The sequence below is a fragment of the Acinetobacter sp. genome (assembly GCF_041919735.1).
In the GTDB taxonomy this organism is placed as follows: Bacteria; Pseudomonadota; Gammaproteobacteria; order Pseudomonadales; family Moraxellaceae; genus Acinetobacter.
This window is the reverse complement of the sequence record NZ_JAYRTF010000006.1, coordinates 42753-55969: the sequence shown is the minus strand read 5'-3', so window position 1 is coordinate 55969 and position 13217 is coordinate 42753. Positions and strand designations below refer to the sequence as shown.

12 protein-coding genes are annotated in these 13217 nt (G+C 44.9%); 6 read left to right on the top strand and 6 right to left on the bottom strand.

Going from position 1 to position 13217, the window contains the following annotated elements; translation table 11 throughout:
- Window positions 1-5 precede the first annotated feature (5 nt).
- The 3 genes from ACE3T3_RS05005 to ACE3T3_RS04995 form a co-directional block, all read right to left on the bottom strand.
- Entirely contained in the window at window positions 6-881 is an 876-nt protein-coding gene (locus tag ACE3T3_RS05005; protein WP_374664669.1) for a lysophospholipid acyltransferase family protein, read from the bottom strand.
- Between the two features lie 359 nt (window positions 882-1240).
- Window positions 1241-3025 (bottom strand): aspartate--tRNA ligase, encoded by a 1785-nt coding sequence (aspS, locus tag ACE3T3_RS05000; RefSeq protein WP_374664668.1) that lies wholly within the window; start codon window positions 3023-3025, stop codon window positions 1241-1243.
- A gap of 159 nt (window positions 3026-3184) precedes the next feature.
- Entirely contained in the window at window positions 3185-3964 is a 780-nt protein-coding gene (locus ACE3T3_RS04995) for a DUF4184 family protein (protein WP_374664666.1), read from the bottom strand.
- A gap of 143 nt (window positions 3965-4107) precedes the next feature.
- Here ACE3T3_RS04995 and znuD point away from each other — a divergent pair, with 143 nt between their 5' ends.
- Both znuD and ACE3T3_RS04985 read left to right on the top strand, forming a co-directional pair.
- On the top strand, window positions 4108-6216 hold the full coding sequence (znuD, locus tag ACE3T3_RS04990; protein ID WP_374664664.1) for a zinc piracy TonB-dependent receptor ZnuD: 2109 nt from the start codon (window positions 4108-4110) through the stop codon (window positions 6214-6216).
- Between the two features lie 104 nt (window positions 6217-6320).
- Window positions 6321-7787, top strand: a complete 1467-nt coding sequence (locus ACE3T3_RS04985; protein WP_374664662.1) for a phospholipase D family protein — start codon at window positions 6321-6323, stop codon at window positions 7785-7787.
- Window positions 7788-7878: 91 nt separating this feature from the next.
- Here the strand turns inward: ACE3T3_RS04985 and ACE3T3_RS04980 are convergent, their stop codons facing one another.
- Window positions 7879-8337, bottom strand: a complete 459-nt coding sequence (locus ACE3T3_RS04980) for a hypothetical protein (RefSeq protein ID WP_374664834.1) — start codon at window positions 8335-8337, stop codon at window positions 7879-7881.
- A 186-nt stretch (window positions 8338-8523) separates the two neighbouring features.
- On the opposite strand from ACE3T3_RS04980, the gene ACE3T3_RS04975 reads away from it, so the two are divergent.
- Window positions 8524-8979 carry an RcnB family protein gene (locus ACE3T3_RS04975; RefSeq protein WP_374664660.1) on the top strand — a complete coding sequence of 152 codons (456 nt, stop codon included), beginning with the start codon at window positions 8524-8526 and terminating at the stop codon, window positions 8977-8979.
- Between the two features lie 68 nt (window positions 8980-9047).
- On the opposite strand, the gene ACE3T3_RS04970 is transcribed toward ACE3T3_RS04975, so the two are convergent.
- Window positions 9048-9545, bottom strand: coding sequence for a phosphate-starvation-inducible protein PsiE (locus ACE3T3_RS04970; protein ID WP_374664658.1), 498 nt, complete (start codon window positions 9543-9545; stop codon window positions 9048-9050).
- A gap of 153 nt (window positions 9546-9698) precedes the next feature.
- On the opposite strand from ACE3T3_RS04970, the gene ACE3T3_RS04965 reads away from it, so the two are divergent.
- The 3 genes from ACE3T3_RS04965 to ACE3T3_RS04955 all read left to right on the top strand — a co-directional run bounded on the left by ACE3T3_RS04965 (window position 9699) and on the right by ACE3T3_RS04955 (window position 11351).
- Complete coding sequence (locus ACE3T3_RS04965; RefSeq protein ID WP_374664656.1) at window positions 9699-10331, top strand: FMN-binding negative transcriptional regulator; 633 nt, start codon at window positions 9699-9701, stop codon at window positions 10329-10331.
- Window positions 10332-10439: 108 nt separating this feature from the next.
- Complete coding sequence (locus tag ACE3T3_RS04960; protein ID WP_374664654.1) at window positions 10440-10736, top strand: hypothetical protein; 297 nt, start codon at window positions 10440-10442, stop codon at window positions 10734-10736.
- 18 nt (window positions 10737-10754) lie between these two features.
- A complete protein-coding gene (locus ACE3T3_RS04955) occupies window positions 10755-11351 on the top strand; it encodes a hypothetical protein (RefSeq protein WP_374664652.1) in 597 nt (198 codons plus the stop codon).
- A 67-nt stretch (window positions 11352-11418) separates the two neighbouring features.
- Here ACE3T3_RS04955 and ACE3T3_RS04950 read toward each other — a convergent pair whose 3' ends face one another.
- Entirely contained in the window at window positions 11419-13200 is a 1782-nt protein-coding gene (locus ACE3T3_RS04950; RefSeq protein ID WP_374664650.1) for an acyl-CoA dehydrogenase C-terminal domain-containing protein, read from the bottom strand.
- Window positions 13201-13217: the final 17 nt, after the last annotated feature.

Sequence of the window (13217 nt, the reverse complement as noted above, 5' to 3'; positions counted from 1 at the left end):
TGGATCTAACGTTTATTTTGACGGTAATGATTAATATCGCCATAGCAATTTCTAAAGCGCTTATACGACCAGATATACTGTTCCGGAGCTTGATTGATCATGTCCTGCATCGCGAGGTTTAGGCTATCCACAGAAAGCTGTAAATCTTTGGATAAAATATCATTAGAAAGCGTGGTGCAGTGCAGGTCAAAACTGGATAAATCATCATTGCGAATGCAGCTTAAGCCAATCACATTGCACTGTGTTTTGGCAGCAAGTTTTGATACTAAAGTCACGGTCAGGGTATTTTGGCCAAAAAATTCAGAATAGATCCCGCCTGAAACTTTGGGCAGATGATCCGGTAAAATGACCGTTAATCCACCTTGTTTCAAATGCTTGAAGATAGCGCGGATGCCGGTTTCATCGGTCGGGACTAAGGCCGCATGAAATTTTTGACGCGCCTCAAGCATATAACGGTTAATGCCTTTGTTTTTGTTGGGTTTGTACATAATCATCGGTGCGGTATAGACATTCAGCCAAGCATTGAGCATCTCCCAGCTGCCAAAATGCGGCACGACAACGATGACGCCTTTTTGATTGGCTAAAGCTTCGGTTAGAACCGATTCACCATGAATATGCTTAAATAAATTTAAGCTATAACTGGGCGGCATACCCCAGCATTTAATAAATTCCACATAGGTCAGGAACTGGCTTTGCATGCTTTTTTTGATGAGTTGCTGCTGCACATCTTGTGTTAATTCGGGATAGGCCAACCGAATATTGATTGTGGTGATGCGTTTAATGGATGAATTGAATGCATAAAGCACATATGCGGCGAACAAAGCCACGGCTTGTAAAATTCTTAAAGGCAATAGCGCCAGTGTTTTGAAGATGAAATACATTGCAGTGTGCGAGTCTCGGTTGTTTTAAGAGGTGACTGGTTGGAAATTTTGCCAAGAGACTATGCACTTTTAGAAAAACGGCACAAAAAGAATAAGAATCTACAGAACAAAAAATAAGAATAAATCAATAAATACAGCAATATCATTTTAGTTATGCTTACATAACTGTTATGCGCTACATCATAGCGCAGTTTGTATCTTACAGATTAACTCAATCAATCAAAATCCGATTTAAGCATTTTTTACATTTTAGTCATTAAATTTTGCAGCAATAATCCAATAAAAAACCCTGCAATTGCAGGGTTTTTTATTTCCTCTTTGTATTTCTCCCTTTGGGAGAAAAAGAAGGAATTAAAAAATTATTTAGCTTCTTCTGCTTTTGGTTTTTCACGTAAGCGAATACCCAAATCACGCAATTGGTTAGGTTCAACAGGTGCAGGCGCTTGAGTCAACGGACATTCAGCAGTTTTGGTTTTCGGGAATGCAATCACGTCACGGATTGAAGATGCACCGGTCATCAACATCACTAGACGGTCAAGACCGAATGCCAAACCACCGTGAGGAGGCGCACCGAATTTCAAGGCATTGAGCAAGAAGCTGAATTTCTCTTCCGCTTCTTCTTCAGAAATACCCAGCGCTTCAAAGATCGCTTTTTGCATTTCAAGATTGAAGATACGCAGTGAACCACCACCAACTTCAGTACCGTTCAACACCATGTCATAAGCAACTGAAAGTGCAGCGCCTGGATTGTTCTTCACTTCTTCAACACTTGATTTTGGCAGTGTGAATGGGTGGTGAACAGAAGTCCATTTGCCATCATCAGTTTCTTCAAACATTGGGAAGTCAACAACCCAAAGCGGCGCCCACTCGCATGTCGCAAGCTTCATGTCGTGGCCGACTTTGATACGTAACGCACCCATTGCATCGTTTACAACTTTGGCTTTGTCTGCACCAAAGAATACGATGTCGCCATTTTCAGCACCAACACGTTTCAACAGATCAAGCACGATCGGCTCGATGAATTTAACGATTGGCGATTGAAGACCTTCGATGCCTTTTTCAAGTTCGTTGACTTTGATGTAAGCCAAACCTTTCGCACCGTAGATACCGACAAATTTCGTGTATTCATCGATTTGGCTGCGAGGAAGTGCGCCAGCACCCGGTACGCGAAGCGCAACGATACGGCCTTTAGGATCTTTAGCAGGACCTGCGAATACTTTGAACTCAACGTCTTGCATCATGTCTGCAACGTCAACCAGTTTCAAAGGAATACGCATATCTGGTTTGTCAGATGCATAGTCACGCATTGCATCTGCATACGTCATACGTGGGAATTTGTCGAATTCAACATTTAACAGTTCTTTGAACATTTTGACTGTTAACGTTTCCATCAAATCCATAATGTCATCGTCACTCATGAACGATGTTTCAACGTCGATTTGGGTGAATTCTGGCTGACGGTCCGCACGTAAGTCTTCGTCACGGAAACATTTCGCGATTTGGTAATAACGGTCAATACCACCCACCATCAACAACTGTTTGAACAATTGTGGTGATTGTGGAAGTGCGTAGAAGCTACCGTTAGAGACACGACTTGGCACTAAATAGTCACGCGCGCCTTCAGGGGTTGCACGTGTTAAAACAGGTGTTTCAACGTCTAAGAAACCATTTTCTTCGAAGTAGTTACGAATCAGGTTGGTTAATTTAGAACGGAAACGTAAACGGTCAATCATTTCTGGACGACGAATATCAAGGAAACGATATTTCAGGCGTACTTCTTCAGAAATGTTTGAGTTCTCATCATTCAATGGGAATGGAGGAGTTTCAGACGCAGCAAGAACTTCAATGTCTTTACCTAAAACTTCGATTTGACCGCTCACCATATTGGCATTTTCTGTGCCTTCATAGCGACGACGTACACGGCCTGTAATTTTTAATACAAATTCTGAACGTGCTTTATCGGCAGTCGCGAAAGCTTCAGGCGTATCAGGGTCGATCACCACTTGAACAAGACCATCACGGTCGCGCATGTCAAGGAAGATTACACCACCGTGGTCACGGCGACGGTGAACCCAACCGCATAATGTAACGGTTTGGTCAATTTGGGCTTCAGTAAGTGAGCCGCAGTAATGAGTTCGCATCATAGCGTTAGAAATCCAACTATATGGGTTAAGGTCAGCGAATACGTAAACAGCGTACCGCTTTTATTCGAATGGGAGATTATGCCTCTTTTTGGCTATTTTGTCACAAGGACTTATAGCTAAAACGGTAAATTGATTGGCTTTTCGCTGTTTCAAAGCCGGTTATCGAGATGATTTTGAGAAAATACCGGTTGCTGATTTTAAGATCAGGAACACCACGCTTCCTGCGGTAAACATGGCTAAAAATGCGCGGAAAAAATAATTAATCGATTTGCCGACATAGCTATACAAATCATGTGCAAATTGTTCTGAATAAACGCTTTCCGCAAAATAAACATAACTGGTGATGCCTGCCAGCAATGCCAGCCAGAACAGCGCATGCACATAAATTTTAACCTTTTGATTGGCCGGCTCAGCGCTGCGGTAATGCATGTGATGGCGGCAGATCATCCATGCCAAGACAGGCAGCGCCAGTGCTGAGGTGCCAATTTGCAAGACCCGATGCAAAGGGTAGGTGTGATGAAACAGAGTTACGGGCTGCGATAGAACATTTTTAAAGGCAAAGGTCCGAAAATCGACATGGGTCAGTCCATCCCACACAAGATGCGTGGCTGTGCCAATAATCACGGCCAGAATCATACCGATCATGAAGCCGCAAAAGCGGTTCACACTGTCAAGATTGAGCGGTTTATTTAAGCTGAAAAAAGCCAGCAGCATTGGGCGGTAAAAAACATACCACAGCAAGCAGAAGAATAATCCCAGCAATAAATTGGGAATAATCAAGCCGGACCATTGATGCGAGCCGTTGTAATCGGCATTGGTAAATAAGCGGAATAAATCCGGAACCATCGCTCCAATAGCTAGAGCTGCAATCGGCAGGCGGCCGCCAGTCAATTTGGAAATCGGCGGTGCAAGAACGGCATGAGAAATAGTAAAAGGCATTGAATTAAAATAAATTGTTCAATAAATACAAAGGAATGGATCTGAGTCTAAATCAAATTCAGGCAAGAAAATGTTTTTTATTGCAAATAAAATGAAATGTTATATTATAACGAAACTAAAAATTAGCCAGCTTGAGCTTGTCCATGTCTTCTGAACATCTTTTTAAAAAAAATTTAATTACAGCATCCTTGCTTGCAGCAACAGCGCCTTTCGCTTTTGCAGATGATCATAAAACGCAGGTTCAGCAGCTGGAAACCATACAAATACAAGTACATCCTTTAGCACAGACGGCGGCAGACTTTGGTGCGGCGGATCATGTAGTCGATCAGCAGCAATTGGCTGAACGTCCTGCAACCATTGGCGATGCTTTGGCCAGCGAGCTGGGCGTGGCATCCAATCAGTTCGGGGCGGGTTCCAGCCGGCCCGTCATCCGCGGTCAGGATGGGCCGCGGGTGAAAGTGCTGCAGCATGCGTCTGAGCCGGCAGATGTCTCAAGTTTGTCACCAGATCATGCAGTAACGGTCGATCCGATTCTCGCCAAGCAGGTGGAAATCATCCGCGGGCCATCGACTTTGCTATATGGCGCAGGCTCTGTGGGCGGCTTGGTGAATGTCACGGATCAAAAAATTCCGACCCAGATGCCGGAAAAAGGCTATGAAGGCCAAGCAGGGCTGCGCTACAGCTCCGGCAGTGATGAAAAGCTAGCCAGTGCCGGCGTGACCGCTGTGCTCGGCGATCAGTTTGCCATCCGTGTTGAAGCGTCAAAACGCAAAGCCAATAATTACATTGCGCCTGCGGGCTACTATGCTGAACATGTGCATCATGAAGAAGATGCTAACGGCAATGCCATAGAAGAAGTGCATCGTGAAAAAGCCAAACGCATAGACAATACCTTTGCTGAAGGGCAGACAGTCAATATTGGCGGATCATGGATTCATGACCGCGGTTTTGTCGGGCTGTCTTTCAGCCAGCGTGAAGATCAATACGGCTTGCCGGGGCATAATCACGAATATGAAAACTGCCACCCGCATGGCAATGTTTTGGACTGCCACGACCACAGCGCAGGCGGCGGGCATGGCCATGACGATGAAGATCAAGCTGGGCCTTGGGTTGATTTAAAGTCTAAGCGTTATGATTTACGTAGCGAGCTGACGGAGCCTTTTGCCGGTTTTCAAAAACTGCGCGCGCATGCCAGCTATACCGATTATCAGCATGACGAAATTGAAGCTGGTACAGCCGCAACCACCTTTAAAAGCAAAGGCTATGATGGCCGTTTAGAATTGGTTCATAACCCGGTTGCCGATTGGGAAGGTGTGGTCGGCACACAATACAGCCGTCAAAAATTAAACATCACTGGCGAAGAGTCATTGATGAATCCGAACACCACGCAAAAGTGGAGCCTGTTTGGTGTTGAGCATAAGCAGTTCGGCGATGTGCATGTGGAATTGGGCGCGCGTTTCGATCAGCAGAAGATTGATATTGACTCTGCTCAAAAAGACTTTGACGATCATGCTGTTTCCTATTCCGCTGCGCTGAACTGGGTCTTTGCGCCGGATTATCAATTGTCTTTGGCGGCTTCGCATCAAGAGCGCCTGCCTTTGGCGCAGGAGCTGTATGCTAACGGCAAGCATTTTGCCACCAATACCTATGAGCGCGGCAATGAAAATCTGGGTGCGGAAAAATCCAATAATCTAGAGCTGGGCTTGCATTATGCAGCGGACAGGCTGGATTATCATGTGCATGTCTATCATAACTGGTACGACAGCTATATTTATGCTGCTACAACCGACCAAGATGAAAACTTCCGCTTAGTCGACTACACACAGGACAAGGCGAAGTTTTACGGTGTGGAAGGGGAAACCGGCTATCAGCTGAATGATGTGTATAAAGTCAGCCTATTTGGTGATTATGTGCGCGGTAAAATTGAGGGCGCCAATGCGCCGCGTGTTCCTGCCGGCCGTTTAGGCATGCGGGTGAATGCTGGATTCAGCGGCGGCTGGTCGGGCATGGCGGAGTATTATCACGTATTCAATCAGGAGCAATTTGCAGCTTATGAAGCCGAAACGCAAGGCTACAATATGGTGAACTTAGGCCTGTCTTATGCAGGGCAATACGCCCAAGGCAATAATTACCGCGTATATTTCAATGCCAATAACCTGCTGGATGATCAGGTCTATTCACATGCGTCATTCTTATCGAATATTCCGCAAGTCGGCCGCAATTTTACTGTAGGGGTGGAATTCGGTTTCTAAGCCGCTGGCAGAGTTTATGCGCGCAGCAGGCTGAATCACAGAAATCCTCTTGAAAATTCACAGGATAAAACCTAGTCTGAGCGCATTGGATTAGGTTTTTTATTATGCGTATTATTGAGCGAATTCACGGCAAGTTAAATTGGTCACGCCGCCAATACTTTGGTGTGGTGATGGGCTTGTTTGCCCTTGGCTATCTTTCTTCTGCCGTGTATCAGATGTATAAGCCCTTGCCGGAAGGGCTGGACTACACTGGAAAGTTACGGCATGCCAAGGTGGAGTTTATCGCGGATCAGACCTATCTTGATGCATCAGGCAAGCAGCAGCTGGATCAGCATATTTTCAAGCAAATGCTGCAGCTGATTGAACAGGCGCAGACCACGATTGTGCTGGATATGTTCTTATTCAATAAAGAAATCGGTGATTCCAAAGTGCCGCATCAGGCTTTGATGCAGCAGCTGACCGATGCGCTGATTGAGAAACGCAAATACACCCCGAATATTGAAATTAAATTCATCACCGATCCCATCAACTCGGTATACGGCGGCGTCTATGCCGAGCAGTACCATCAGCTGCGCCAAGCCGGCATTGATGTGATTGAAACCGATTTAACCCCGCTGCGCGCGTCGAATCCGGCATGGTCGGGTTTATGGTATTTATGCTGCCAGGGCATTGGCAATACCACAGAAAAAGGCTGGCTGCCGAATCCCTTTGGTGCAGAAAAAGTTACTGTCCGCAGTTATTTGAATTTATTCAATTTTAAGGCCAATCACCGTAAAACTTTGACGGTGGATACGCTCGACGGCTGGAAAACGCTGGTCACGTCGATGAATCCGCATGACGGCAGTTCCCGCCATTCCAATGTGGCACTGACCGTGACCGGCAATACCGCGATGGATGTGCTGAAAACCGAGCAGTCGGTGGGCATTATGTCCAAAGCCAATATGCCTGCAGTGATTATGGGGGAGTTTGACGGCGCTAAAAATCTGCCGCAAGTGCAGGTGCTGACCGAAAAAGCGATTTATGACCACGTTTTGGAGATGATCAGTTCGTCGCAAAAAGCGGGCATTGAAATTGATATCGCCATGTTCTATTTATCGGAACGGAAAATCATCCAGGAGCTGATCGCCGCGCATAAACGCGGAGTAAAAGTGCGGGTGCTGCTCGATCCGAATAAAGATGCGTTTGGCCGCACAAAAAACGGCATTCCGAACCGTCCTGTGGCTTCAGAACTCAATGATGCTGGGGTAGATGTGCGCTGGTGCAATACACAAGGCGAACAGTGCCACAGCAAAATGATCATCAAGCGGGATGTGCACACAACCGACATGATTTTGGGCTCGGCCAATTTCACTGCACGCAATTTGAAAAACTATAATCTGGAAACAGATTTCCGCGTCTTGGGCGCGCGGGATGCGCAAGTTTTCCAAGATGCCAATCAGTACTTTAACGGCGCATGGTCCAACTTAAACGGCCGCCAGGTCAGCGTGCCGTACAGTCAATATGCCGATGAATCAAAATTGAAATATGCGCTGTACCGTTTTATGGAATGGAGCGGGCTGTCGACGTTTTAGAATTGTTGTTTTAATCTCCCTAAATCCCTCTTTTAAAAAGAGGGACTTTCCTCCCTTTTAAAAAGGGAGGTTAGGAGGGATTTAATGAATTTTAATTCTTCGGTTCGGGATTTGGCGGCAGCATCTTATCTAAATCTTTGTCGCTGATTTTATCCAGCTCATGCAAATCGGTTTTGATTTTCCATTTGCTTTCATCTTCCACCGGATTCGGCAGGCGCGCTTCCAGCCAGTCACAGACCACATCTGGCGGAAAGTCTGCATGATTGCACTGAATCACCCAAGCGAGAAAGTCTTTGGCTTCGCCATTCATATAAGGCGGAGGAGAAACCGGCAAAAACTGGGTCGGCAGGCGCTCATTTTTAGAAATGTAGTTCAGCACATGGCCGAGTTCCTGCACGGTTTGCCATGCCAGCGGATGTTCAACATTGATTTGAAATTTGAACCACCATGCTTTTTGGCCATCAGTGCCATAAGCATCAATTAAATTCTTCTGCACACTCGGGACTTTGCAAAAATATGCATATAGCCGATCAAAATTCAGTTCTGCCACAATGGATGACTCAGTCACAAAAACCGCATTCTAGCATAAGCGCCGGCATTTCTTCATTTGCCGCGGCAGAGGTCGGGTGAATTCATCTGCTTTACAAAACTTTGCATTTGCTGGATTTTCATTCATTTTTTATCTTAAACTGAGCGTTACAATAAAGCATAAATTCCGTGTTTGGAGTTCTGCATAATGAAAGCAATTGTGGCATGTGCTGCTGGCTGTATGGTGTTTTTCGGTGCTTGCGCTTCGGCCATGGCAGACAATCAATGGGGCAATTACCGCGGTGTTGACACCTTAAAACAGCACCGTCCGCAGCCGCCTGTCAATCGGCCGATGCATCCAAGCCAGCGTCCAATTTACCCGCATCATCCTCATTACCCGAACCGGCCTTATCCGCCGTATCCAAACCATCCGTATCCGCCTATGCCGCAAAGCGGGGTCAGTATTCATTATCAGGCGCCAACCACGGTTATTCAAAATTCGCAAAGTTACAGCTGGGTGAATGGCGATCCGAATGTGGCCTATATTGAAAGTTCTACACAGGCCGTGATTACAGACTGGCGCCGTATCGGCTTGCCGGCGCCGCCTAGCGGCATGTATTGGATTTTTGAAAATGGCCGCTATGTTTTAGTGCCGAACCGATAAGTTCTTTATAACCTCGGCAGATTCCCCCTTGAGCCAAGGGGGATTGATGAGGATTTGTGTTTAAGACTTTAAGCCAGTTCATCATCTTGCGGACGTGGGGTTTTGCCTTCAGGCAACGGTTTGTCTGAATGCTTGTCACGGATTACTGATGGATAGGTCCACGATGCATAGCGCACTACTAAAATAGCAAAAGCCATAATTAAAATAGAACCTGTAATAATGACCAAATCCATGCTGGCTTTATGGGTATGTTGGATGTCGGCAATTAACAGGCGGGTAAGGGCGGTAATGGCAATATAAATTAAAAACCGCACTGGCATGTGATTGGTTTTAAAGTAAATACCAACCATGGCTCCGAGTTCTAAATATATAAACAGTAATAAAATATCGTCAATGGTGGCAAATTGTTTTATGGTCAGAATTTCAAAGACAGTATGTCCAGCAGACCAGATCACCATACAGCCAATAATAAATAAAGCAATGTAATGAAAGCTTTCTACGGCCAAATTGCCGAAACGGTCGAGGAGGGCTTCAAATTTTTCGATTTTAGGATTATGGCGGGTCATTTTTTCCTCCTGTACAGATCATTAGCTTCTTCATTAAAGAACAAGCAAATTTCATGCACATGACATGGAAATGACCAAAATATTTTACTCAGCTTCTCACGCATTTAATGTTAAGTTGTTGCTATTGATTTATCTCCAAATGAATAGAAAAACATGTATTTACCTACGTATTTTCAGCATGAAGATTTAGCCGGGTTGATTGAACTTATCCAGCAATATCCCTTAGCGACGCTGGTGATGATAGACCCCGATGGGGCATTGGAAGTGAATCATCTGCCTTTGGAATATGATGCAAAAATAGGTGAATTCGGTCGGCTGCGCGGGCATATTGCCAAAGCCAATCCGATGTTTGATCTGCTGAATGATGCGCGTGAGGTGTATGTGGTGTTTCATGCAGACCAAACTTATATTTCACCCAATTGGTATGCCGGAAAGCAGGAGCACCACCGTGTGGTGCCGACTTGGAATTACCGTGTGGTGCATGTCAAAGGTAAGATACGTAAAGTTGCAGATGAAAAATATTTGCGGGGGATTCTGGCTCGTTTGACGCGTCAACATGAAGCTAGCCAACCCTTGCCTTGGAAAATGGGTGATGCACCTGAAGATTTTATTCAAGAACAGCTGGAAAAAATTGTTGCGATAGAAATCGAAATAGACTCAATTGTGGGTAAGTTTAAAGTCAGTCAAAATCGCAGCGCTGCAGATGCTGAAAAGGTAGCGAAGGCTTTGGAAAATGGGCATCCTGATATGGCAGATTCGGTGCGGAAATATTATCCTAAATCATAAAATGACTTGGTTTATTTAACAAAATTTCATGACTGGAAATAGCGCTATTTTTATTCATAAAATTCTGTTGATTTCATTGTGAATATATATTTACTGGTCTTAAATCAGATGCTTAAAGAAGAGTTAGAACAGCAAAATAATCATGGTTTGACCAAGGATAATCAAAAAATACAGGCATTCGATAAATTTGATCACTGTTGTTTTGTTGGTGGTGCTTTGGTTCATGCTGAGCGAGGTTTAGTACAGCTACAAGATATTAAAATTGGGGGGCGAGTACTTAGTGCAGACCCAATAACTGGGCAGCAAAGCTATCAAGCTGTAACGAAAGTGATAAAAACCGAAAATCAGCCTGTTATTTTTATAGAGTTTAGATATCAAATAGATTCAAAACTATCGCTTTTTTAAAGACTTAAGGCTAGAGATGTGGTTAGAGCTAAGTTTGGTATAGAGGGTATTGGACTTCCATATATACAATATGTTGTTACTTCTGAACATCCATTTTGGGTAGAAGGGAAAGGTTGGGTTACTGCAAACCAGCTAACAACAGAAGATATCGTCGTAGATAAAGATGGAAATAAATATATTGCGGCAGCTGCTGGATATAATGCCAAAGCGCAGGCAAATATTTATAAAATCAATCAGAGTAATCATGGCCTAATGCCATACTATGGATCTGAAGATCGTTTTGATGCTGTTTTAGTTGATTTAATCAAAGGGATTGAAATTGATGAGGTTGTTAAGGATCACCCAACTTTAAATAAACTTTATAGTAAAAATATCCATTGGAAAGAAGATTTACTTGAGCAGCTCTCTGAGGAAGACAGAGCCAATGCACATTTTCATGGTTTTAGTCAGGGAGACTGGGTGAACCCTGAAACCATTCAATGGGATGAGAGTGAAGGCTATGTCACCACAATGGTGTATAACCTAGAAGTTGAAAATACACACACTTACTTTGTTGGTGAGTATAGTATTTGGGTGCATCAATGTGCCGGTGCCAAAACGAATATTGAAAATTAAATTAAAAAAATTCTATAAAAAAACGCCCGAATCATCGGGCGTTTTTTCTTTTACAATCTATAAAGCATTAAGCCTGATTGGTGAAGTAATCTTCAGAGAAGTTCATGATCACTTCAGAACCCGCTTTGACTTTTGCAATACGCAGCGCAAGTTCAGGCAGGATGCGCTGAGTGAAATACAATGCGAGTGCAAGTTTGTTTTGGTAGAACTCGCCATCTTTGTCTTTGGCTGCATTGGCAATGCGCGCAAACATATAAGCGAAGCTCAATAGACCTACAGCATGCAGGTAATCAACCGCTGCAGAGTTAGAGAATTCTGCATTTTCACGTGCTGCTTCCAGTACATATTGAGTCACAGATTCAACTTCTGCAGCAGCATCTAAAGTGGCATCTTTAATGAAGTTCAGGCTTGCGTCTAAACCATTGGCAAAATCACGGATTTCTTGGATGTATTCGGCAATGAATTCACCATTGCACTTAATGGTTTTCCGGCCAATCAAGTCTTGAGACTGAACGCCGTTGGTGCCTTCGTAAATTTGCGCAATACGCAAGTCACGGATGCATTGCTCCATGCCCCATTCACGGATAAAGCCGTGGCCGCCAAAGCACATTTGCGCATCTAGGGTTGCTTGGAATGCAGTATCTGTTAAATACGCTTTGGCAATAGGGGTTAACAGGGCAACACGGTTGTTGGCAGCTTTAACGGCTTCAGGATCCGTAGAGAATTTGGTGATATCCAGCTGCTGACCCACGTATACCGCAAATGCACGCGATGCTTCATTGTTCGCACGCACGTTGAGCAGCATGCGGCGTACATCGCCGTGAACTAAAATGCTGTCCGCTGGTTTGCTTGGTGATTGAACACCTGATGCACTGCGGCCTTGCAGGCGGTCAGTCGCATATTGCGCCGCATTTTGGTACGCAAACTCAGATGCGCCTAAACCTTGAATACCCATCGACAGACGTTCGTAGTTCATCATCACGAACATGGCAGCCAGGCCCTCGTTTTCTTTACCTACAAGGTAACCTTTGGCGCCGTCAAAGTTCATCACGCATGTTGCAGACGCTTTAATGCCCATTTTGTGTTCGATTGAACCTGGACCTGCATGGTTGCGTTCGCCTAAAGAGCCGTCAGCATTCACCAAGAATTTAGGCACGATGAACAGGGAAATACCGCGTGAACCGGCAGGCGCATCCGGCGTTTTTGCCAATACCAAGTGAATGATGTTTTCAGAAAGGTCGTGGTCACCGCCAGTAATGAAGATTTTGGTGCCGGTAATGTTGTAAGTGCCGTCTTCATTGCGTTCAGCTTTGGTTTTGATAATGCCTAGATCTGTACCTGCATGCGGTTCAGTTAAGCACATGGTGCCTGACCATTCACCTGTGTACATTTTTGGCAAGTACGTTTCTTTTTGCTCTTGCGATGCATAGCTGTTCAGCGCCATGCCCGCGCCGACAGAAAGCAGGGGATAGAGCATGAAGGATGGGTTGGTGGCAAACAGCATTTCGTCAGAAAGAACGGTCAGCATTTTCGGCATGCCTTGGCCGCCCCATTCTTCGTCGGCACCTAGGCCAATCCAGCCGCCTTCTGCGTATTGCTTGAATGCTTCTTTAAAACCTGCAGGAGATTTAACACTGCCATTGCTGAAAGATGCGCCTTCTTCATCACCCGTACGGTTTAAAGGGTGAGTCACGTTTTGCACAAATTTGGCCATTTCTTCAAGAATCGCTTCAGCAGTCGCTGCATCAACGTGAGCAAGATTTTCGTTGTTTTGCCAGAATTGTTCTGCTTTAAAAACATCATTTAAGATGAATTTCATATCTGCGAGCGGCGCGTTATAAATTGGCATAGTGTCACCTGTTTATT